The organism is Pseudomonas sp. S1_G07, from assembly GCF_054668565.1.
Genome location: NZ_CP162778.1, coordinates 1597316 through 1619955, shown reverse-complemented (window position 1 = coordinate 1619955; position 22640 = coordinate 1597316). Strand labels below are relative to the sequence as shown.

Below are 22640 nucleotides of genomic sequence, written 5' to 3'. Positions count from 1 at the left end.
ATATGCGCCATGACTCCAGCGCCAAAGCGTCGATCTACGGGTTAAATCGTAGATCGAGGGCTCTAAAGTGGCGTCTCCACCAATAAAGCATCCACCCGTTGGAAGCCCCGAGGCAGTTTGTTACCACGCCGACCACGCTCGCCCTTGTAATGCTCAAGGTCGTCAGGACGCAGCGATAGCGTACGTTTGCCGGCCTGCAGCACCAGGGTAGAACCTTCCGGGATCACGGCGATGTCGGTCACGTACTCCTCACGACTGGCCACCCGATCCCCGGGAATACCAATAATCTTGTTGCCCTTGCCTTTGCCCAACTGCGGCAGGTCGCTGATCTTGAACACCAGCAAACGCCCTTCGGTGGTCACCGAGGCGAGCCAATTGCTCTCACGGTCACCCACCGCACGTGGCAGGATTACCTTGGCGTTGTTCGGCAGGCTCAACAATGCCTTGCCCGCCTTGTTCTTGGCCTGCAGGTCGTCGCCCTTGACCACGAACCCATACCCCGCGTCGGAAGCGATCACATACAGCGCGTCGTCGTCCGGCAGCAGCACACATTCAAAATTCGCCCCCGGCGGCGGCGTGAGGCGCCCGGTCAACGGCTCACCCTGCCCTCGCGCGGACGGCAAGGTATGGGCCGGTACCGAATAACTGCGCCCCGTAGAATCGATAAACACTGCAAACTGGTTGGAACGCCCGGCGGCAGCGGTCTTGAACCCGTCACCCGCCTTGTACGACAAGCCAGTGGCGTCAATATCATGCCCTTTGGCGGACCGAACCCAACCCTTTTCCGACAGAACGACGGTAATTTTCTCGTTCGGCAGCAACTCGGTCTCTGTCAGCGCCTTGGCTTCGGCACGCTGGACAATGGGCGAACGGCGGTCGTCGCCATAGGTTTCGGCGTCTTTGATCAACTCGCTGCGCACCAGCTTTTTCAGCTTGGCTTCGCTGCCCAGCAAGGCTTGCAGCTTGGCTTGCTCCTTGAGCAACGCATCCTGCTCGTCGCGCAGCTTCATCTCTTCCAGGCGCGCCAATTGACGCAGGCGGGTGTCGAGGATGTAGTCGGCCTGGATCTCGCTCAGCTCGAAACGCGCGATCAACTCGGCTTTCGGGTGCTCGGCGGTGCGGATGATATGGATCACTTCATCCAGGTTGAGGTAGGCAATCAGCAAACCGTCCAACAGGTGCAGGCGGCGCTCGACCTTGTCCAAGCGGAATTGCAGGCGACGACGAACGGTCTCCACCCGGAATTCCAGCCATTCCACCAGCAGGTTGCGCAGGTTTTTCAGCTGCGGCTTGCCATCCAGGCCGATGATATTGACGTTGACCCGGTAGCTGGACTCCAGGTCGGTGCTGGCGAACAGATGCTGCATCAGCACTTCATGGTCGACCCGGCTATTGGTCGGGATAATCACGATGCGGCATGGGTTTTCGTGGTCGGACTCGTCACGCAGGTCAGCGACTTGCGGCAGCTTCGAGGGCTTGGCCTGCATCAGCGCGGCGATCTGCTCCAGCACCTTGGCCCCGGAGACCTGGTGCGGCAGCGCCGTGACAATAATGTCGCCGTCTTCGACGTGGTACACCGCACGCATGCGCACCGAACCTTTGCCGGTTTCGTACATCTTCAACAGATCGGCGCGCGGCGTGATGATTTCCGCTTCGGTCGGGTAGTCCGGGCCCTGGATATGCTCGCAGAGCTGTTCCACCGTGGCCTTTGGCTCATCCAACAGGCGCACGCAGGCCGTGGCCACTTCGCGCAGGTTGTGCGGCGGTACGTCGGTGGCCATGCCGACCGCGATACCGGTAGTGCCATTAAGCAGGATGTTCGGCAAACGTGCCGGCAACACCAGGGGTTCGTCGAGGGTGCCGTCAAAGTTCGGCCCCCAGTTCGCGGTGCCCTGGCCCAACTCACTGAGCAGCACTTCCGAGTAGCGCGACAGGCGTGCCTCGGTGTAACGCATGGCCGCGAAGGACTTGGGATCATCCGGCGCCCCCCAGTTACCCTGGCCGTCCACCAGCGTGTAGCGGTAACTGAACGGCTGGGCCATCAGCACCATGGCTTCGTAGCATGCCGAGTCGCCATGGGGGTGGAATTTACCCAGCACGTCACCGACGGTACGCGCCGACTTCTTGTGCTTGGAATCGGCGTCCAGGCCCAACTCACTCATGGCATAGATGATGCGCCGTTGCACGGGCTTCAGGCCGTCACCGATATGCGGCAAGGCACGGTCCATGATCACGTACATGGAGTAGTTGAGGTAGGCATTTTCGGTGAAGTCAGCCAGCGACCGGCGTTCTACGCCATCTAAGCTGTCTGCGAGGATGTCACTCATGCGGGCCTCATCATTGTCTGGTAAGGCACAGCGGACATACCGCCGTGCCGGGTCAATTCAAAAAAGCGGCGGTTCATGGCTGGGCACTCCAGCCACCGGCCGGGGCGGCAAAACGATAGACCACCGGGCGTTTCTCACCATCGGCGCGCGGGCCGAAATTATTGTCGATGCCCACCCAGGCACCGTCTGCGTCCACCATCAGGGCTTCAGCCAGGCCGTAAGGCTGGGCATAACGCCGTTCGGGCGTCAGGGCTTCGTCGGCAAACGACCAGCACAGCTCGACCTTGGCCGTGAGCGCATCGCGGCGGCAAATCCGGAACGCATTGCGCTCCAGGGTAAACAGCTTGCCGTTGAACAACGCCAGGTCGGCAAAGTCCTTGGACACCGCCTTGGCCTGGGTGAACTGGGCCGGTTGCATTTCCTGGCCAGCCTCGCTCAACAACACGCACGGGCCGTCGCAGTCCCACAGGCTTTGCGGGCGCTTGATGGAAATCAGCCCACGCCGCTCACGCTCGGCGGCCAACCAGATCTGATTGCCTTGCGGGTTGATCGCCAGGCCTTCAAACAAGGCATTGAAGTGCAGCAGCATGCCACTGGCCCGGGCTTCGCGCACCATGCCAGGGGCGATCTTCAACCACTGTGGCTCACCCGTTACCGGCACTTGCAGCACGGCCGCATGGGCCTCGCTGACGATGTAGCGGTTGCCGGCGGCATCACAGGTGATCCCTTCAAAATCCAGGTCGCCACCGCGAATGAACGAGGCGGCCTTGGTGCGCGAGCGCAAGCCCCAGGGCAAACCGGACTCCGGCACCGGCGGCACGTCGATCTTCACCGTTTCCGCCTGCCAGGTCGGCGCGCGGGTATCCAGGCGGTAGATCTGCTCGTCATCGCGGTCGGAAACGGTCCACAACTGCGTACCGCACAACGCCAGGCCCGACAGGTTACCGCCGCGCATGCCGTCCACCGGGTGTTCGGATACGAGTTTGAGCTCAGCCATGGGCGCGGCGGCGACCTTCGTGGCCAACAATGCGCTCAACATCAGGATCGCCAGGGCGAAACCTGTGCGCATTAACCCAGAACCTCCGCCAGGTTGCCTTTGGACTCCAGCCAGGACTTGCGGTCCGGCGCGCGCTTCTTGGCCAGCAGCATATCCATCATTTCCGAGGTGGCGGCGAAGTCATCCAGGGTCAACTGCACCAGGCGCCGGGTGTTCGGGTCCATCGTGGTTTCACGCAACTGTGGCGGGTTCATCTCACCCAGGCCCTTGAATCGCGTGACCTGTGGCTTGCCGCGCTTCTTCTCGGCCACCAGGCGGTCGAGAATGCCGTCGCGCTCGGCCTCGTCCAGGGCGTAGAAAATCTCCTTGCCCAGGTCGATGCGGTACAGCGGCGGCATGGCGACGTAGACGTGACCGGCATCGACCAGCGGGCGGAAGTGCTGCACGAACAGTGCGCAGAGCAAGGTGGCGATGTGCAGGCCGTCGGAGTCGGCGTCGGCGAGGATGCAAATCTTGCCGTAGCGCAACTGGCTCATATCCGCCGCGCCTGGGTCGACACCGATGGCCACGGCGATGTTATGCACTTCCTGGCTGGCCAGGACTTCGCTGCCGTCGACTTCCCAGGTGTTGAGGATCTTGCCGCGCAACGGCAGGATCGCCTGGAATTCCTTGTCGCGTGCTTGCTTGGCGGAACCGCCGGCAGAGTCACCTTCCACCAGGAACAGCTCGGAACGCATCGGGTCCTGCCCGGCGCAGTCAGCCAGCTTGCCAGGCAACGCCGGGCCCTGGGTGATGCGCTTGCGCTCGACCTTCTTGCTGGCCTTCAAGCGACGGCCGGCGTTGTTGATCGCCAGTTCGGCCAGGGCCAGGCCCAGTTCCGGGTGGGCGTTGAGCCACAGGCTGAAAGCGTCCTTGACCACACCGGAGACAAACGCCGCAGCCTCGCGGGACGACAGGCGTTCCTTGGTCTGGCCGGAGAATTGCGGTTCCTGCATCTTCATCGACAGCACGAACGCAATGCGCTCCCACACGTCTTCCGGCGCCAGCTTCACGCCGCGTGGCAACAGGCTGCGGTATTCGCAGAATTCGCGCATGGCATCCAGCAGGCCCTGGCGCAAACCGTTGACGTGGGTACCGCCCTGAGCGGTGGGGATCAGGTTGACGTAGCTTTCCTGCACGCTGTCGCCGCCCTCGGGCAACCACAGCAGCGCCCAGTCGACGGCTTCTTTGTTACCGGCCAGGCTGCCGCAGAACGGCTCGTTGGGCAGGCGTTCGAAGTCGCTGACCGAGTCTTCCAGGTAGGAACGCAGGCCATCTTCGTAATGCCACTCGACTTTCTCGCCGGTGCCTTGGTCTTCAAAGGTAACCAGCAGGCCCGGGCACAGCACGGCCTTGGCCTTGAGCACGTGCTTGAGGCGGCTGATGGAGAATTTCGGCGAATCGAAGTATTTCGGGTCCGGCGCGAAGTACACGCTGGTGCCGGTGTTGCGCTTGCCAACGGTGCCGATCACCTGCAGGTCGGTGGCTTTGTAGCCATCGGCAAAGGTCATCTCGTACTCGTTGCCATCGCGCTTGACCTTGACCCGCACCAGGGTCGACAAGGCGTTGACCACGGAAATACCCACACCGTGCAAACCACCGGAGAACTGGTAGTTCTTGTTGGAGAACTTGCCGCCGGCGTGCAGCTTGGTAAGGATCAGCTCGACGCCTGACACGCCCTCTTCCGGGTGAATGTCCACCGGCATGCCGCGACCATCGTCGGACACTTCCAGGGAATGATCAGCGTGAAGAATGACGTGCACCGACTTGGCGTGCCCGGCCAAGGCTTCGTCGACGCTGTTGTCGATGACTTCCTGGGCAAGGTGGTTCGGCCGACTGGTGTCGGTGTACATGCCGGGACGTTTGCGCACCGGGTCGAGGCCCGAGAGGACTTCGATGGCGTCGGCGTTATAAGAGCTAGCGCTGGGAGTGGCCATGGGGTCTCGTCGTGAGTCGTTCGATTAAAAAGTGACCTGCGGTTTTCAAGGCAACTACAGTGCCGAAAAATCGAAGGATTGATACTGATCCGCGCCAATGCCGGCAAAGCTGAGCAACGCCGGCAATTGCCGGGCGAACCCTTGGTAACCATGGTCGCCACCGGCCTGGATGCGTAAGGCACAGGCCCGGTAATACTGTTGGGCGAGGCGATAATCCAGGGTTTCATCCCCGGTCTGCAACCACACTTGATAACGCGCGGCATCCTGGGGAGCCGGAACTTCCAACTCGGCCAGCGCCGTGACGTGATCGGGGGTCAATTCCCAGGCTTCGTCGGTGTAGAGGTTCTTCTGGGTGCCCAGGTAACCGTCGAACATCCGATGCGGGCTTACCGCCGGGTTGACCAGCAGCGCCTTGAGACCATGGCGTTCGGCAAGATGGGTTGCATAGTAGCCGCCGAGTGAGCTGCCGACCAGCAGTGGCCGTCCCAGCTCGGCGATGGCCTCCTCCAACTGAGGAATCGCCTGACGGGGATGATGATGCAGGGCCGGCACCCGCAACTGCCCGGCCAGGCCGAGAGTGTCCATCACACGGATCAACTGGCTGGCCTTGTTGGACGCGGGCGCACTGTTGAAACCGTGGATATACAGGATCGAAGCGGACATGCCGGGCTCTCCGTGCTTGCGCGAAAAAGGCGCAGTTTACAGGGATCGGGCCGGTGAGTCCCCTGTCTTCCAGTCACGGCAGAACCCTCCCGTTCCTAGTAGCCGTTGCTGCCGTAATCCACCGTAAAAGAGAAGCCTTTGACGCGCTCTACGCCGGTCTCCAACCGCCCGTCGGCATGCAGACGCAACCAGCGATAGCCCGGCGCTTGCTCACTGACCTTGAAATCCTCGCTGCCCGGCGTGAACTGGATGCAAGTGGACGGTGACGCCAGCAGGCGCACGCCGTTGCGCTCGCTATCGATCTCTTGGTGCACATGCCCCCACAGCACCGCCCTGACCTGCGGGAAGCGGTCGAGCACGGCAAACAACGCCTCGGGGTTGCGCAGGCCGATGGGCGCCATCCATGCACAACCGATGGGCACCGGATGATGGTGGAAGCACACCAGGTGATGACGGCTCGGCGCTTCGCTCAACGCTTGGGCCAGCAATTGCAGCTGTGAATCCTGCAGGTAGCCCGGCACCGAGCCCGGCACGGCGGAGTCCAGAAGGGTAATGCGCCAGTTGCCCACGTCCACCACCGGCTCCAGCAGGTCGCTGTGCACGGCGGCGTGCGCCATGATCTGTGGCTCGTCGTGGTTACCGGGAAGCCAGCGTGCAGGGGCGTCGATGGCGGCGGTCATATCGCGAAACTGCTGGTACGACGCCAGCGTACCGTCCTGGGACAAATCTCCCGTGGCCAGCACCAGGTCGATCTGCGGCTGCTGCTCGCGCGCCAACGCGATCACCCGTTGCAGGCTCTCACGGGTGTTCATGCCCAGCAGCGTGCCGTCGGCCTCGGCGAACAGGTGGCTGTCGGACAGTTGCACCAGCAGTGCCGGCGCTTCAGGGTGCACAGTGGATACGCTCGGCAAGGCGCTCTCCCAAGGCAATCACAGGAATGATCATAGGCGACGATTATGCTGGGGCAGGACACAAAGAGGAAACTCAAGGAAGCAGACGCAGTTCACATCTATCGCACGACTTCGAACTCATGGCCCAGGGCCAGGCAGTGACTCAACCATTCACCGAGGAACACATTGAGCTGTGCTTTCTCATCGGGCTGGTGCATGAACACATTCGGGTAAGGATAGATGCTGCGAAAGCGCCGCGCATGTTCGGCGCTGATGACTTCGGCCATGCGGGCGTCGTGGTACACCTGCACTTCCAGCTGCGGCACCGGCAACCAGGGCAGGCTGTGCTCCTGGCGCACGCGCAGGGTGGTGGTGTACGGGCAGTTGACGATGACCTCAAGGGCCAGCACGCCAAGCATCTGGTCGCCATGGGTCACGCCGATGCGCCGCGCCTCGGGGGCGTGACGCATGTCGGGCAACAGGCGCATCAGCCGCGCATAGTTGGCTTCGCAGGCGGCTTGCAGGCCGATCAGGTCGACTCGATAACGTTCCCGTGCCTTTACTGCCATAACCCCCTCACTTCCGCGCGATTAAGCGCAAGCCATTGCAGGGCGATAATGCTGGCTGCGTTGGAAATCTTACCGTCACGTACGGCCTGCAGGGCATCTTCGAATGCCCAGACCGTCACGCGGATGTCTTCTGCCTCTGCTTCCAGCCCATGCACACCGCCCACGCCCGCACTGTCGCAACGGCCCAGGTACAGGTGCACATATTCGGTACTGCCGCCAGGCGACGGGAAATACTTGGTGATCGGCCACAGTGCGGCGAATGTCAGCCCAGCTTCCTCCTCGGCTTCGCGGTGTGCAACCTCCTCCGGCTGCTCATTTTTATCGATCAGGCCGGCGACCATCTCGATCAGCCAGGGGTTGTCGGTACGCCCCATGGCGCCGACGCGAAACTGTTCGTTCAAGACCACTTCATCACGCCGCGGGTCGTAGGGCAGCACACACACGGCATCGTGGCGAACAAAGACTTCGCGGTGGATCACCCGGCTCATGCCACCATCGAACTTCTCGTGGCGCAGTTGCACCCGATCGAGCGTGTAGAAGCCTTTGTGGGCATTATCGCGCTGAACAATTTCAATCTTGCTCGGCGTCGATTTCGCAAAGTCCGTCATATCCCTTCCTCGTTATACCTGGGCAATTCGCGCCATCCTAACGCGCTCCTGGCCGTTGGTGCAGCCCCTTTCCAGTTGCCGGGATAGGCGGCGGAGGTCAAACTCACTCTAATCAGCTTAGTGGCGAACTGACTGCCGTGCCGGTAGTCGAAGGTCCACGAATTTCGCTCTTATCGATGGACGAAGAACATACATGTCGCTTTTAAAAATTGCCTCCGTGGCTTGTATCGCATTGACCCTCGGCGCCTGCCAGAGCCTGTTTCAACCGAGCTGGCGCACACCGCTTGAAGCCACCCGCGATACCTCCGAACAAACCCGGCCGGGTTGTACCCGCGCCGATTGCGCATTGGTGAATATCGACACCGTGCATTTCGCCAAGGAGCCCAAGCTGGATGCGTTGATCGAACAGCGCCTGCTGGAAATGACCGGCGCCAACCCGCTGCCGACCAGCCTGGCGACCTATCGCGAGCAATTTCTGCAAACCGCCGCGCCGAACAACAACATGTACTTGCAAGCCAAGGTACGGGAACAGCATGACGGCTTGGTGATCATCGAGTTGTCCAGCTACCTGGACCAGGGCGCCACCCATGGCGAGCCTGGCCGCGCGTTCATCAACTATTCACGCCAGCAGCAAAAGGCCCTGTCGCTGACCGACATGCTGTTGCCGGGCAAGGAAGATGCCTTCTGGAAAGCCGCCCAGGTGGCGCATAACAGCTGGCTGATCAGCACTCGCCTGAGCCTGGAGCCGGAGTTCGTGAAAGCCTACCCCTTCCAGAAGACCCCGAACGTGGCGCTGACCTATGGTGGCGTGATCCTCAAGTACCCCACCACCACCATCGCGCCGTACGCCTTGGGCCACGTCGAGTTGCAGATCCCCTATTCGCGCCTGGACGGCATCCTCAAGCCTGAGCTGGTGCCCGCGCGCCGCTGAACGCCCGACCCAGGATGAACTGCAACAGCCCTGCCAGCACCAGTGCCGGCAGGGTTGCGCCGATATCCGGATACAGATTGGCCAGCAGGTGGTAAGTCGCAATCCCCCCCAGCCACGCCAATAATGCCGGCCAGCGCAGGCTGGCGATCACACCCTGGCCACGACCGCGCAGGATAAAGTGATCCACCAGCACCACGCCAAACAGCGGCGCAAACACCGAACCGATCAGGAGCAGGAAGTTCTGGTACTGCGCCAACGGTGCAAAACAGGCAATCAGCGTGCAGAGCAGACCGATGGCCAAGGCCAGGTGCTCGACCTTCAAGCGCAACAGCATGCCGCTGGAGACCGCCGCCGAGTGAATATCGGCAAAGGCGTTTTCCGACTCATCCAACAGGATCAGCAACAGCGGAATCCCCAGGCCCGCCCCGGCCAGTGCCAACAACAGTGCATTCACCTCACCGCTTGGAGCAAACGCCAGCGTGTAGGCCACGCCCAGGCTCATCAGCCAGAAATTACCGATAAAGAAGCCCAGCGCGGTACCGCCGAACACGCTCTTCGCACGTTTGCCGAAACGTGAGTAATCAGCGATCAGCGGCAACCACGACAGCGGCATGGCGATGGCGATATCAAAACCGACTGCAAACGGCATCGAACGGTCACCGGCCTGGGCCCAGAGCGCGGCGAGGTCGGCCTTGGCAAACAGGTTCCAGGTCAGCCACAGGCAGGCGCCGAGCAGCAGCCAGATGCCCCATTTGCGCAGGATCTGCCGCACGAAAGTCAACGGGCCGCTGACAGCCAGCAGGGTCGCCAGGCCGCCAAAAAACAGGGTCCACAGCAATGGGCTGGCCAACAGGCTGCCGTCGCTGAACGCCCGTGTGCCCAACAGGCTGGCCGCGTCGCGCATCACGATGATTTCAAACGAGCCCCAGCCGACCAGTTGCAACAGGTTCAACAATGCCGGCAGGCTCGCGCCCTTGGCACCGAGGCTGAGTTTGAGCGCGGCCATGGCGGACAGTCCGGTGTCGCTGCCGATCACACCGACGGCCGCCAGCAACAGCACGCCCGCCAGTGTGCCGAGGAAGATCGCCAGCAACGAGCCGGACAAGCCCAGGCCCGGCGCGAGCAAGGCTCCGGTTTGCAGGACCATCAGGCCGATGCCGAGGGAGAACCATAGAGAGAACAGGTCGCGGGCGCCAAAAACTCTTTTGTCAGCAGGCACCTCGATGTCGGGGGAGTAGGTGCTGGGTTGAATACTCAAGGCGTTTATCTCTGAGAAACATCTGTTGTTTGGACGATTGCATTCGCGAGCAAGCCCGCTCCCACACTTTTGAATGTATTCACAGATCAAAAGGTGGGAGCGGGCTTGCTCGCGAAGAGGCCAGTACCGTCGCCTGAAATCCTGAATCAGACCTTTTTGTAGAGCTGGCTGCCTTCCTGCTTGAACCGCTCCGCCTGCTCCGCCAAGCCCTTGGCCACATCCACGTCCACTGCGTCAATGCGCTGGTTGGCCGCGTACTCACGGACTTCCTGGGTGATTTTCATCGAGCAGAACTTCGGCCCGCACATCGAGCAGAAATGCGCGACCTTGGCCGAGTCTTTCGGCAAGGTTTCGTCGTGATACGAACGCGCGGTGTCCGGGTCCAGGCCGAGGTTGAACTGGTCTTCCCAGCGGAACTCGAAGCGCGCCTTGCTCAAGGCGTTATCGCGGATTTGTGCGCCGGGGTGCCCCTTGGCCAAGTCGGCCGCATGGGCGGCGATCTTGTAGGTGATGATCCCGGTCTTCACGTCATCCTTGTTCGGCAAGCCCAGGTGTTCCTTGGGCGTGACGTAGCAGAGCATGGCGCAACCGAACCAGCCGATCATTGCCGCACCGATGCCGGAGGTGATGTGGTCGTAGCCCGGCGCAATGTCGGTGGTCAGCGGGCCGAGGGTGTAGAACGGCGCCTCGTCGCAGCACTCCAGTTGCTTGTCCATGTTCTCCTTGATCAACTGCATCGGCACGTGGCCGGGGCCTTCGATCATGGTTTGCACGTCGTGCTTCCAGGCGGTCTTGGTCAGCTCACCCAGGGTTTCCAGCTCGCCAAATTGCGCGGCATCGTTGGCGTCGGCAATCGAACCGGGGCGCAAGCCATCGCCGAGGGAGAAGCTGACGTCATAGGCCTTCATGATTTCGCAGATTTCGTCGAAATGCGTGTAGGTGAAGTTCTCTTTGTGGTGTGCCAGGCACCACTTGGCCATGATCGAGCCGCCACGGGAGACGATACCGGTGACGCGCTTGGCGGTCAGGGGCACGTAACGCAGCAGCACACCGGCGTGGATGGTGAAGTAATCCACGCCCTGCTCGGCCTGCTCGATCAGGGTGTCGCGGAACAGCTCCCAGGTCAGGTCTTCGGCGGCGCCGCCGACTTTTTCCAGGGCCTGGTAGATCGGCACGGTACCGATCGGCACCGGCGAGTTGCGGATAATCCACTCGCGGGTTTCGTGGATGTGCTTGCCGGTCGACAGGTCCATCACCGTGTCCGAACCCCAGCGAATACCCCAGGTGAGTTTGGCCACTTCTTCTTCGATGGACGAACCCAGGGCACTGTTGCCGATGTTGCCGTTGATCTTCACCAGGAAGTTACGGCCGATGATCATCGGTTCCAGTTCGGTGTGGTTGATGTTGGCCGGGATGATTGCGCGGCCACGGGCGATTTCTTCGCGCACGAACTCCGGGGTGATGATTTTCGGCACGCTGGCGCCGAAGCTGTGACCGGCGTGCTGCTGGTCGAGCAGGCCACTGGCGCGGGCTTCTTCAAGCTTCATGTTTTCGCGGATGGCGACGTATTCCATCTCGGCGGTGATGATGCCTTTGCGCGCGTAGTGCATCTGGGTGACGTTGGCACCGGCCTTGGCGCGGCGCGGGTTTTTCACGTGGGCGAAGCGCAGGGCGGTCAACTCGGCATCGCTCAAGCGCTGCTGACCAAAATGCGAACTCAGACCGGCCAGACGCTCGGTGTCGCCGCGGGATTCGATCCACGGCGAGCGCACATCGCCCAGGCCCTTGCGCACATCGATGATGACGTTGGGATCGGTGTAGGGGCCGGAGGTGTCGTACACGGTGACCGGGGCGTTGATTTCACCGCCGAAATCGGTGGGGGTCACATCCAGGCTGATTTCGCGCATCGGCACGCGAATGTCCGGGCGAGTGCCTTGCACATAGATTTTTTGCGAGCGAGTAAACGGTTGCACGGAGCCGGAGTCGACCTTGGCCGATTCACTCAAGTGCACGGTATTTTTCAGTTTCGTACTTTTTTGTTCTGTGCTCATCACGGGCTCTCCAACTTATCCAGGCGGTGGATTTTTGTCGGAGCGAACCTGTGACGAATGGACGCACTGAAAGCAGTGCTGTGCTTGGCGCACGAAGGCTGTTCGAGGGTCGAACAACATCCCGGACGAAGCACAAGAGGACTCGCCGGGTGACGAGAAATCTTGTTCCCTACGCAGGCGCTAACCTGATCAGGTTCAACGGGATCCGGTATTTACCGATCTCAGCCTTCCAACAAGGCACCCCGACAAGAACGCGGCCAGTCTAGACCAGGGCGGGGGCAAATTGCCAACAGTGGAGCATTCAGCGTGATGAATGGCGTGATTGCGGGATTGTTGCGCCGGGGTAGCGCCACTACACTCGAGAGCTGCCCCCATGCTTGACGCCAGGAATGGCCAACCGTAGCCTTGGGCGATAAATTATTGCCGTAATATTCACAACAGGGAACGCCTCATGCTGCGCAAACTCTCACTGGCTGTTGCCGTGTCTTGTGCGACCAACACCATGGTCTGGGCAGCTGAAGCGCCCTTGTCCGCCAGAACCGATCTGGTCAGCGTCTATCAGGAAGCGGTGGATAACAACGCCGACCTGGCAGCCGCCCGCGCCCAATACGGTGCTCAAAAAGAAGTGGTGCCCCAGGCCCGCGCCGGGTTGCTGCCTAACCTGTCGGCCGGTGCCGATATCAATAATGTACGCACGCAAATCGACACGCCTGCGGCCACTGCCAACCGTGATGCTCACTCCTGGCGCGCGACCCTGAGCCAGCCGCTGTTCCGCGCCGACCGCTGGTTCCAGCTGCAAGCCGCCGAAGCCGTCAACGAGCAGGCCGCGTTGCAATTGTCGGCCACCGAACAGAACCTGATCCTGCAAAGCGCCGAAAATTACTTCGCCGTGCTGCGCGCCCAGGACAACCTGGCCTCCACCAAAGCTGAAGAAAATGCGTTCAAGCGCCAGTTGGACCAATCCAACGAGCGCTTCGACGTGGGCCTGTCGGACAAGACCGACGTACTGCAATCCCAGGCCAGCTACGACACTGCCCGGGCCAACCGTATCCTCGCCCAGCGCCAGGTCGAAGACGCCTTTGAAGCGTTGATCACCCTGACCAACCGCCAGTACAACTCGCTTCAGGGCGTCGTCCATACGCTGCCGGTGTTGCCGCCGCTGCCGAACGATGCCAAGGCCTGGGTCGAAACCGCCGGCCGCCAGAACCTGAACCTGCTCGCCAGCAACTACGCGGTGACCGCCGCCGAAGAAACCCTCAAGCAGCGCAAGGCCGGTCACGCGCCAACCCTGGATGCGGTGGCGCAGTACGAAAAAGGTGATAACGACGCCCTCGGCTTCAGCAACCCGAATGCCTTCGGCACGCCATATCGTGGCGACGTCGAGCAACGCACCATCGGCCTGCGCCTCAGTATTCCGTTGTACAGCGGCGGCCTGACCAGCTCACAGGTGCGTGAGTCCTACTCGCGCCTGGGCCAGACCGAACAGCAGCGCGAAGGCCTGCGCCGCCAGGTGGTGGAAAATACGCGCAACCTGCACCGCGCGGTAAACACCGACGTGGAACAGGTGCAAGCACGCCGCCAGTCGATCATCTCCAACCAGAGCGCGGTGGAAGCCACGGAAATCGGCTACCAGGTGGGCACACGCAATATCGTCGACGTGCTCGACGCCCAGCGACAGTTGTATGCGTCGGTGCGCAACTACAACAACAGCCGCTACGACTACATCCTCGACAATCTGCGCTTGAAGCAGGCCGCAGGTACGCTGAACCCTGGCGACCTGCAGGACCTGGCGCGCTACCTCAAAGCCGACTACAACCCGGACAAAGACTTCCTGCCACCGGACCTGGCCAAGGCCGCCGCCGAGCAACTAAAAGCCCGCCCAGGCTATTAAGCGCACCACAGAACCAATGTGGGAGCGGGCTTGCTCGCGAATGCGCAGTGTCAGTCAACATCTGTTTGACTGAACCACCGCTTTCGCGAGCAAGCCCGCTCCCACATGTTGATACGCGTTAACTCAGCGATCGATCAGTTTGCTCAACCCATCCAGCAAACGCTTCAACGCGCCCTGATTGGCCTGCATCACCTTAAGCCCCGCCTGCGCCATCCTGCGCGCATCCTGCGGCAGCTCGAACAGCTGGCGCACGGCCTCGGCCAGCCCTTCGGCGTCATCCACTTCGCGCAACGCCCCGGCTTCGCGCATCATCGCGGTGATCTCGAGAAAGTTGAACACGTGCGGTCCCATGATCACCGGTTTGGCCAGCGCTGCCGGCTCCAGCGGGTTGTGCCCGCCGGTCGCCACCAGGCTGCCGCCGACGAAGGCGCTGTCGGCCAAGGCGTACAGAAACAACAACTCACCCATGGTATCGCCGAGCAGCACTGAGGTGTGTGCACTGACAGGCTCCCCGGTGGAGCGGCGCACCGTGGCAAACCCTTGCTGCTGGCACAACTCGAACATCGGGCCAAAGCGCTCCTGGTGGCGCGGCACCAGAATCAGCAACGCATCGGGATAGCTGGCGAGCAACTGACGATGAGCCGTCAGTACCACTTCATCTTCGCCTTCGTGCGTACTGGCGGCGATCCACACCGGGCGCTCACTGGCACCCCATTGCCCACGCAGGGCAGTGGCGCGTTCCAGCAGTTGCGGGTCGATGCTCAGGTCGAACTTGATCGAACCGGTCACCTCCACGGTTTCCGGACGCGCGCCCAGGCTCAGGAAACGCTCGGCCTCGGCGCGTGTCTGCACCGCGATCAGGCTCATCTCGGCCAGCATCGGCGCCGTCAACCTGGCGAACCGTGCGTAGCCCTTGGCCGAACGCGCCGACAGCCGCGCGTTGGCCAGCGCCACCGGAATGCCGCGTTGGGCGCAGGCGTGAATATGGTTGGGCCACAGCTCGGTTTCCATGATCACCGCGAGCTTGGGCTGCACGCGGTCGAGAAAACGCTTGGCGGCGCAGGGCACGTCATACGGTAAATAGCAGTGCTGGATGCGCGGTTCATTGGCGAACAACGCCTGGATCCGCTCGGAACCGGTGGGCGTCATGCAGGTGACGGTGATCGGCAGCTGTGGGTAACGCTCCAGCAGCCCACGAATCATGGGCGCTGCAGCGATACTTTCGCCCACCGACACGGCATGCACCCATATCCCGCCCGGTTTCATCACCGGCAAGCCACAGGAAAACCGCTCGCCCACGCGCTTGGCATAGGCCGGGGCCTTGCGCGCGCGCAGCCATAGACGTAAAGCCACCAAGGGCAGCGCCAGGTAAAACAGACAGCTGTAGAGAGTTCTATTCATGGCGGCGGAGTTTATCGGCTTTTTCAGTCAATCGCCCGCAGACACTCGGCAAAACGTTCGGCGAGAAAGCGCGCCGCCGGCCCCAGGGGCTCGTCGCGGCGCCACACCAGCTCGACGACCAGCGCGGGCGGGGTCCATTCGCTGTCAAGTTCGACCATATGATTTTGATAGGCGGGGTACTGCACCACGTGCCGGGGCAACCAGGCCCAGCCCAGGCCGCGAATCAGCCATTCGGCCAGCACGTAGAAACTGTCGGCGCGCCACACCTGCGGGCTGGCGGCTTCGCTGCCGGGGTAAACGCTGGTCTGGGTCGACATCAGCAACTGGCGAAACTGCGCCAGGCCCTGGCAGTCCACGGTGTTCTGCGCGGCCAGCGGGTGGTGGCGTCCGCAGACCGTGACCATCTCGACACTGCCCACCACCCGCCGCTCCAGCGCTTCGGGGATCTGGTCGTGATAGAACAACAGGCCCAGGTCCGCCTTGCGCTCCACCAGCTTGCGCGCGACATCGCCTTGGGCGGCACTGGAAAGCTGTACTTCCAGGTTCGGAAATTGCCCAGCCAGGGCGTCCAGGCTGTCGAGTACCGGCTGGTACAACATCGCCTCGTCCTGGGCCAGGCGCAGGCAGGCTTCTTCGCCGCGCATCAACGACAGCGCACGGCCATTGAGGCGCTCGCATTGGCGCAGCACCTCTCTGGCCTCTTCGAGCAGGACCGCACCGGCTTCGGTCAGACGGGGCTGACGACCGCTGCTACGTTCAAACAGGCTCACGCCCAAGTCGGCCTCCAACAACGCAATCCCATTGCTCACCGCCGATTGGGCCTTGCGCTGCCCGCGCGCCACCGCCGAAAAAGAGCGTTGCTCGGCGACACTGACAAACAACCGCATCTGCTCCAGATTCCACTGCACGCTCATGGCACAACCCATCTTTAATTCGGATAGGTAATGACTTTACCGCATCTGAGCAACCTCTAGAATAGCGGCCATATCAGAGCGCTCTACACCGAGGATCAACGCCATGAACATCGCTTACTACTACCTGGCCATCGCCATTTGCTCGGAAGTGATCGCCACCGTTTCCATGAAAGCCATCAAAGGCTGGAGCACCCCTATTCCACTGTTATTGGTGATCATCGGCTACGGCGTGGCCTTCTGGATGCTGACCCTGGTGGTGCGCACCGTACCGGTCGGAGTGGCCTATGCAGTATGGGCCGGGATGGGCATCGTGATGGTCAGCATTGCGGCGCTGTTTATCTATGGGCAGAAGCTCGATGTGCCGGCAATGCTGGGGATGGGCCTGATTGTGCTTGGGGTTGTGGTGATTCAACTTTTTTCGAAAACAGCGGGGCATTGAGTCGATACATAATCACAAGCTGCAAGCTGCAAGCTGCAAGAAAGAGCGGCGTGAATCGCTTGTAACTTGCCGCTTGCCGCTGATAACTTGCCGCTGCGCGCTATACTAGCGTCCCTTTTTCTACACCAGAGGTCTCGCGCGCATGCCTATTTCCACCGACGTCCTGATTGTCGGCGCTGGGGTTGCCGGCCTCTGGCTGAATGCGCGCTTGCGCCGCCAGGGCTTTTCCACGGTAGTGGTGGAAAGCGCAACCCTGGGTGGCGGGCAGAGCGTGAAGTCCCAGGGGATCATCCACGGCGGTGCGAAATACGCCCTGCACGGCGCGCTCACCGGCGCCTCCGAAGCCATTGCCGATATGCCGCGCCGATGGCGCGAAGCCCTGGCGGGGAACGGCGAGGTGGACCTGTCCGGCGTGCGCGTGCTCTCGCAAGCCCATTACCTGTGGTCCCCTGGCACGATCGCCGGCAACCTCACCAGCTTTTTCGCCAGCAAGGCCGTGCGCGGCCGGGTCGATCAGGTCAAGGGTGACGACTTGCCTGCGGCGCTGCAGGACCGTCGCTTCAAGGGCAAGGTCTATCGCCTGGCCGAACTGGTGGTGGACGTACCCAGCGTGATCGAACGCCTGGCACAGTTGGCCGGAGACGGTTTGCTCGCCGGGCAACATATCGAACCGCTGCGCGAAGGCGACACCCTGGTGGGCTTGAAAGTCGATGGCCGCGAGGTCCGCGCCCAGCGCATCGTGTTGAGCGCCGGCGGCGGCACCGCCGATTTGCTCGCTGCACTGGGCCTGAACCAGCCGGCCATGCAAACCCGTCCACTGCATATGATCCTCGCCAAAGGCCCGGGCCTGAAGCCGCTGTACGCTCACTGCCTGGGGGGCGGCACCAAGCCGCGCCTGACCATCACCACTCATCCGGCGGCTGACGGCGACTGGGTGTGGTACATGGGTGGCGATATCGCCGAGGCCGATGGCGTGGCGCGCACACCTGAAGAACAGATCGCCACCGCCCGGAAAGAGCTGGCGCAATTGCTGCCGTGGATCGACATGGCCCAGACTCGGTGGGCCACCTTGCGCGTCGAGCGTGCCGAGCCACTGCAATCGGGCTTGAGCCGGCCCGACAACGCCTTTGTCGCCGAAGAGGGCAACCTGCTGGTGGGCTGGCCGACCAAGCTGGCCCTGGCGCCGGATTTCGCCGATCGCGTGATCGACCGTCTCGAACGTGACGGCATCCGCCCAGGCGCGGCCCAACCCCTGCCCGACCTGCCAAAACCCGCCCTCGGCGTACCGGCCTGGGAGCAACTGCTGCCATGAGCCTGCCGACCTTGCACGACCTGCATCGCCCGCTGGGCAGCACCGGCCTGTGGGTGTCGCCCCTGGGCCTGGGCACCGTCAAGCTGGGCCGCGACCAGGGTGTGAAATACCCCAGCGGCTTCCAGATCCCGAATGACGATGAAGCGCGGCTGTTGCTGCGCCAGGCACGCCAGTTGGGCATCAACCTGATCGATACCGCGCCGGCGTATGGCCGCAGCGAAGAGCGCCTGGGGCCACTGCTGCGTGGCCAGCGCAAGGACTGGGTGATCGTCAGCAAGGTCGGCGAGGAGTTCGAAGCGGGCGTGTCCCGTCACGATTTCAGCGCGGCCCATACCCGCCTGTCGATTGAGCGCAGCTTGAAACGACTTGAAACGGATTTTATCGATCTGGTGCTGGTGCATTCCGACGGTAACGACCTGCACATCCTCGACGACTGCGAGGTCTACCACACCCTGGCGCAACTGAAACAAGAGGGCAAGATTCGCGGTTTCGGCTTCTCCGGCAAAACCGTCGAAGGTGGCGTGAAGGCTCTGGAACAGGGTGATTGCGCGATGGTCACCTACAATCTGAACGAACAGGCCGAAAAAGCCGTCATTGACTATGCTGCGGCCCACGGCAAGGGCATCCTGGTGAAAAAGGCACTGGCAAGCGGCCACGTTTGCCTGGAGCCTGGAATGGATCCAATACACGCGAGTTTCATGCTGTTGTTTGCGCAAACGGGCGTCGCCAGTGCTATTGTCGGGACCATTAATCCGCTGCACCTGGCCCATAACGTGGCGACCGCTGCCAAGGTCATTCGTCAACTCTGATGCCGCCGACGCGGCCGACCCCGTCGCAAGAAGGAGCCGACATGCCGCGAACGCTCATAAGAAAGAACCCCAGCAACTTCAAGACACTGCCGCTGCACGTCGAAGCCACCCCCGAAGGCCTGAGCTACCAGAGCGTTGGCATGCCGCTCAATTTCGCCCAGACCCTGCAACGACGCAAACCGGTGGACGTGCCGGACCCCGAGCGCTTTGCCCTGGAACTGGCAAACCTCGGCGTGTCGGTGCGCCTGACCCTGCATTGGCAAAACCGCGATTACTGGGTGCTGGTGCGCCAACGCCGCCAGGATCGCGGCGATGTGGTGCTCAAGCTGATCTCCGGTTACGTCCCGGCCCATGAGCTGAACTTGCCGCTGCACACCGCCATCCAGGAAATCGCCGAAGAATGCCTGCTGGAAACGCCCGAAGGCTGGCTTGGCGGGCGCTTCAATGACACCTGGCTGCCAGCGCCCTACTCCGCCGCGCTGCATTACCGCGAGGCCCTGCCGTTTCGCCTGAGCCCGTTGTCGGGTGCGGCCCGCCCGGTGCGCTGCGCCACCACCCAATTGATCGAACGGCCACAGGCCTACGTGCATTTGCCCACGGCGTCGCTGCAATTGATTTATGACCTGCGCCTGGAAGTCCCCAAGGAAGCCAAATCCCTGAGCCTGTTCCATGTGGACGAGCGACTGGAAGGCGACCAGTTGGTCGCGCGCCTGGACCGCAAACGTCCGGACCTGTACCTGATGCCACTCAAGGACGGTCAACCCCTTCCCGAGCTTTACACCGTCAAGAAAGACCAACTGTACCCAGCCAGTACGCGGGGCTTGTACCTGGCGGAAAGCTTCGCCCGGCAGGAAGGCTGGCTGGTGCGCGAAGAGCGCATTCGCTGGAAGGATTGGCTGAGGCAGCAAGGCCTGACGGCGCCCGAGAAAGAATCGAAGCTCAAGGGCTTGGCGCGGCGTGTGCTGCGCAAAATTGTGCCGAAGAAAAAAACCAAGGGATAACGCAAACCTAATGTGGGAGCGGGCTTGCTCGCGAAAGCGGTGTATCAGTCACAACGGTATCGACTGACAAGACGCCTTCGCGAGCAAGCCCGCTCCCACAACATTAATAGCGCTCAACCGTTAAGCAGGCGCTCCAGGCCGACCTTCAACGGGGTAGGTTCCGGGAGCGTGAAGCTGGCCAACAGTCGCTGGTTGTTCGCCCGCGAATGCCGGATGTCCCCCGAGCGTGCCGGCCCGTAAGTCACGGCAGGCAGCGAGCCCACCGCTTCTTCCAACGCCTGCAGCACTTGCTTGAGGGTGGTCGTGCGGTTCCAGCCCACGTTGATCGCGCCCAAGGGCGCGCCTGGTGCTTCGATGGCCTGCACCAGCACGTCGACCAGGTCTTGCACATACATGAAATCACGGGTCTGCTCGCCATCGCCAAACACCGCAATCGGCAAGCCCTGCTGTGCACGCTCGCTGAAAATGCTGATCACGCCAGAGTACGGCGACGACGGGTCCTGGCGTGGCCCGAAGATATTGAAGAAGCGGAAAATCACTGGTTCCAGGCCATGCTGGCGGCGGTAGAAATCAAAGTAGTACTCACCGGCCAACTTGTCGGACGCATAGGGCGTCAACGGTGCCTTGGTGGTCTCTTCGTCAATCGAAGCGCCCTCGCCGTTGTTGCCATACACCGCGGCGCTGGACGCAAATACCACCCGCTTGACCCCGGCCTTGCGCATGGCTTCGCACACATTCAAGGTGCCGACGAAATTGCTCTGGTGCGTGCTGACTGGATCATCCACCGACGCCTGCACCGATGCCACTGCCGCCAGGTGCACCACCGCCATCGCACCCGCCGCGGCACGCGTCACCTGCGCGGCGTCGGCGACGTCACCCTCAAGCAACTCGACGCGCGGGTCGTGCAACGGCAGGTTGGCGCGCTTGCCGGTGGACAGGTTATCCAGCACGCGCACGGCATAGCCCTTGGCAAGCAACGCATCGACCAGATGCGAACCGATAAAGCCGGCACCGCCGGTTATCAGCACCAACGGCGCAGCCTCACTCATGATTGCGGATCTTGTCGACAATCGCCGTGGTCGAGCTGTTCTCTACCAGGCCCAGTACTTTGACCGTACCGCCATAGGCGCTGACGATATCGGCACCGACTACCTGGTCGACGGAATAGTCGCCGCCCTTGACCAGCACGTCGGGCTTGACCTGGGCCAACAGGTTTTCCGGGGTCGCTTCATGGAAGCTGATCACCCAGTCCACCGCCCCCAAACCGGCCAGGACGGCCATGCGCCGGTCGACGCTGTTGATCGGACGACCCGGCCCCTTCAGGCGGCTGACCGAAGCGTCGTCATTGACCGCGACGATCAGGCGGTCGCCTTGGGCGCGCGCCTGCTCCAGGTAGGTCACATGACCGGCGTGCAGGATGTCGAAACAACCGTTGGTGAACACAATGCTTTCGTTGTGGGCACGGGCATCGTCAATCGCCAGCAGCAATTGCTCGATGGTCAGCACACCGCGCTCCGAGCCTTCGGAACGCTGGATCGCACGGCGCAGTTCAGGTGCACTGATGGCCGCGGTACCCAGCTTGCCGACCACGATACCCGCCGCCAGGTTGGCCAGGGCCACGGCGTGGGGCAGTTCTTCGCCGGCCGCAATGGAGGCGGCCAGGGTGGAAATCACGGTGTCGCCGGCGCCGGTCACGTCGAACACTTCACGGGCCCGCGCCGGCAGGTGCATCGCCGGGTGGCCGGGACGCAGCAGGGTCATGCCGTGCTCGCCACGGGTCACCAGCAAGGCACCCAGGTCGAGGTCGGCCATCAGCGCGGCGCCCTTGGTCACCAGTTCGTGCTCATCGGCGCAACCGCCGACGATGGCTTCGAACTCGCTGAGGTTTGGCGTGATCAGGCTGGCGCCGCGATAAATCGAGAAGTCCTTGCCCTTGGGATCGGCCAGCACCGGAATACCCTTGGCCTTGGCAGCCTGGATAAGCGCCTGGTGGTTTTTCAACGCGCCTTTGCCGTAATCGGACAGCACCAGCACCTTGACGCCTTCGAGCAGTTCGTCGACCTGCCCCCCCAGGACCAGGGCGTCGGTGGCGAAGGGTTCTTCGAAATCGATACGCAGCAATTGCTGGTGACGGCTCATGACCCGCAGCTTGACGATAGTCGGCTGGTGGGCAATGCGCTGGAACAGCGCGCGCACGCCGGCACCGCGCAGGCTGTTGGCCAGGCTGTCGGCGGCTTCGTCGTCGCCGGTCACCCCCACCAGGGAGGCAGGCGCGCCGAGCGCGGCAATATTGAGGGCAACGTTGGCAGCGCCACCCGGGCGGTCTTCGATTTGCTCGACCTTGACGACCGGTACCGGCGCCTCAGGGGAAATCCGTGAGGTACCGCCATGCCAGTAACGGTCGAGCATGACATCGCCGACCACCAAGACAGGGGCTTGATCGAATCGCGGCATGGACAACTTCATGGAGCAACCCACATACAAAATGAACAGGGGCGCGATATTAGCACAGGGTTACAGGAGGTTTGCGGGAGGGTTTTGCAATGTAGGCGCTGGCTCGCCGACGTTGGTATCACTGCGGTCCGATGAAGGACCGCAGTGCA

The 22640-nt window shown here is 62.2% G+C and carries 19 protein-coding genes and 1 riboswitch; of the genes, 6 read left to right on the top strand and 13 right to left on the bottom strand.

Translation table 11 applies throughout. From position 1 onward, the window contains the following. Positions 1 to 62: 62 nt before the first annotated feature. The 7 genes from parC to AB4O05_RS07325 form a co-directional block, all read right to left on the bottom strand. On the bottom strand, positions 63 to 2327 hold the full coding sequence (gene parC, locus AB4O05_RS07355) for a DNA topoisomerase IV subunit A (protein WP_460131905.1): 2265 nt from the start codon (positions 2325 to 2327) through the stop codon (positions 63 to 65). A 73-nt stretch (positions 2328 to 2400) separates the two neighbouring features. Continuing rightward, on the bottom strand, positions 2401 to 3396 hold the full coding sequence (locus AB4O05_RS07350) for an esterase-like activity of phytase family protein (RefSeq protein WP_460131908.1): 996 nt from the start codon (positions 3394 to 3396) through the stop codon (positions 2401 to 2403). Beyond that, positions 3396 to 5300, bottom strand: coding sequence for a DNA topoisomerase IV subunit B (gene parE, locus AB4O05_RS07345; RefSeq protein WP_460131911.1), 1905 nt, complete (start codon positions 5298 to 5300; stop codon positions 3396 to 3398). Before parE ends, AB4O05_RS07350 begins: the two co-directional genes overlap by 1 nt. A gap of 54 nt (positions 5301 to 5354) precedes the next feature. Further along, positions 5355 to 5963, bottom strand: coding sequence for a YqiA/YcfP family alpha/beta fold hydrolase (locus AB4O05_RS07340; protein ID WP_460131913.1), 609 nt, complete (start codon positions 5961 to 5963; stop codon positions 5355 to 5357). 95 nt (positions 5964 to 6058) lie between these two features. Next, positions 6059 to 6874 carry a 3',5'-cyclic-AMP phosphodiesterase gene (gene cpdA, locus AB4O05_RS07335; RefSeq protein ID WP_460131914.1) on the bottom strand — a complete coding sequence of 272 codons (816 nt, stop codon included), beginning with the start codon at positions 6872 to 6874 and terminating at the stop codon, positions 6059 to 6061. 98 nt (positions 6875 to 6972) lie between these two features. Continuing rightward, a complete protein-coding gene (locus AB4O05_RS07330; RefSeq protein WP_003171323.1) occupies positions 6973 to 7422 on the bottom strand; it encodes a DUF1249 domain-containing protein in 450 nt (149 codons plus the stop codon). Further along, the gene (locus AB4O05_RS07325) at positions 7413 to 8030 is read right to left on the bottom strand and encodes an NUDIX domain-containing protein (RefSeq protein ID WP_460131916.1); all 618 of its coding nucleotides are present in this window, start codon (positions 8028 to 8030) and stop codon (positions 7413 to 7415) included. The genes AB4O05_RS07330 and AB4O05_RS07325 overlap by 10 nt, the downstream gene beginning before the upstream one ends. 193 nt (positions 8031 to 8223) lie before the next feature. Between AB4O05_RS07325 and AB4O05_RS07320 the strand changes: the two genes are divergently transcribed. Beyond that, positions 8224 to 8961, top strand: coding sequence for an RsiV family protein (locus AB4O05_RS07320; protein WP_460131918.1), 738 nt, complete (start codon positions 8224 to 8226; stop codon positions 8959 to 8961). Here AB4O05_RS07320 and cytX read toward each other — a convergent pair. After that, a complete protein-coding gene (gene cytX / locus AB4O05_RS07315; RefSeq protein ID WP_460131919.1) occupies positions 8930 to 10219 on the bottom strand; it encodes a putative hydroxymethylpyrimidine transporter CytX in 1290 nt (429 codons plus the stop codon). The genes AB4O05_RS07320 and cytX overlap by 32 nt on opposite strands. Positions 10220 to 10365: 146 nt before the next feature. After that, positions 10366 to 12270, bottom strand: a complete 1905-nt coding sequence (gene thiC, locus AB4O05_RS07310; protein ID WP_460131921.1) for a phosphomethylpyrimidine synthase ThiC — start codon at positions 12268 to 12270, stop codon at positions 10366 to 10368. Positions 12271 to 12419: 149 nt separating this feature from the next. Further along, positions 12420 to 12525, bottom strand: a riboswitch (TPP riboswitch). Between the two features lie 196 nt (positions 12526 to 12721). Here thiC and AB4O05_RS07305 point away from each other — a divergent pair. Next, entirely contained in the window at positions 12722 to 14161 is a 1440-nt protein-coding gene (locus AB4O05_RS07305; RefSeq protein ID WP_460131923.1) for a TolC family outer membrane protein, read from the top strand. Between the two features lie 123 nt (positions 14162 to 14284). Here AB4O05_RS07305 and waaA read toward each other — a convergent pair whose 3' ends face one another. Then, positions 14285 to 15562 carry a lipid IV(A) 3-deoxy-D-manno-octulosonic acid transferase gene (gene waaA, locus AB4O05_RS07300; protein ID WP_460131925.1) on the bottom strand — a complete coding sequence of 426 codons (1278 nt, stop codon included), beginning with the start codon at positions 15560 to 15562 and terminating at the stop codon, positions 14285 to 14287. A 23-nt stretch (positions 15563 to 15585) separates the two neighbouring features. Beyond that, on the bottom strand, positions 15586 to 16476 hold the full coding sequence (locus AB4O05_RS07295; RefSeq protein WP_460131927.1) for a LysR family transcriptional regulator: 891 nt from the start codon (positions 16474 to 16476) through the stop codon (positions 15586 to 15588). 103 nt (positions 16477 to 16579) lie between these two features. Between AB4O05_RS07295 and AB4O05_RS07290 the strand changes: the two genes are divergently transcribed. The 4 genes from AB4O05_RS07290 (at position 16580) to AB4O05_RS07275 (ending at position 20037) form a co-directional block, all read left to right on the top strand. After that, positions 16580 to 16915: a DMT family transporter gene (locus tag AB4O05_RS07290; protein WP_460131928.1), complete on the top strand. Its 336-nt coding sequence runs from the start codon at positions 16580 to 16582 to the stop codon at positions 16913 to 16915. 142 nt (positions 16916 to 17057) lie between these two features. Further along, a complete protein-coding gene (locus tag AB4O05_RS07285; RefSeq protein ID WP_460131930.1) occupies positions 17058 to 18227 on the top strand; it encodes an NAD(P)/FAD-dependent oxidoreductase in 1170 nt (389 codons plus the stop codon). Further along, positions 18224 to 19036, top strand: coding sequence for an aldo/keto reductase (locus AB4O05_RS07280; RefSeq protein ID WP_460131932.1), 813 nt, complete (start codon positions 18224 to 18226; stop codon positions 19034 to 19036). The genes AB4O05_RS07285 and AB4O05_RS07280 overlap by 4 nt, the downstream gene beginning before the upstream one ends. Before the next feature lie 41 nt (positions 19037 to 19077). Further along, positions 19078 to 20037 carry a metal ABC transporter ATPase gene (locus tag AB4O05_RS07275; RefSeq protein WP_460131934.1) on the top strand — a complete coding sequence of 320 codons (960 nt, stop codon included), beginning with the start codon at positions 19078 to 19080 and terminating at the stop codon, positions 20035 to 20037. Positions 20038 to 20150: 113 nt separating this feature from the next. Here the strand turns inward: AB4O05_RS07275 and AB4O05_RS07270 are convergent, their stop codons facing one another. Together AB4O05_RS07270 and hldE are read right to left on the bottom strand one after the other, a co-directional pair. Beyond that, positions 20151 to 21086 (bottom strand): NAD-dependent epimerase/dehydratase family protein, encoded by a 936-nt coding sequence (locus AB4O05_RS07270; RefSeq protein ID WP_460131936.1) that lies wholly within the window; start codon positions 21084 to 21086, stop codon positions 20151 to 20153. Continuing rightward, complete coding sequence (gene hldE, locus AB4O05_RS07265) at positions 21079 to 22503, bottom strand: bifunctional D-glycero-beta-D-manno-heptose-7-phosphate kinase/D-glycero-beta-D-manno-heptose 1-phosphate adenylyltransferase HldE (RefSeq protein ID WP_460131937.1); 1425 nt, start codon at positions 22501 to 22503, stop codon at positions 21079 to 21081. The genes AB4O05_RS07270 and hldE overlap by 8 nt, the downstream gene beginning before the upstream one ends. Between the last annotated feature and the right edge of the window lie 137 nt (positions 22504 to 22640).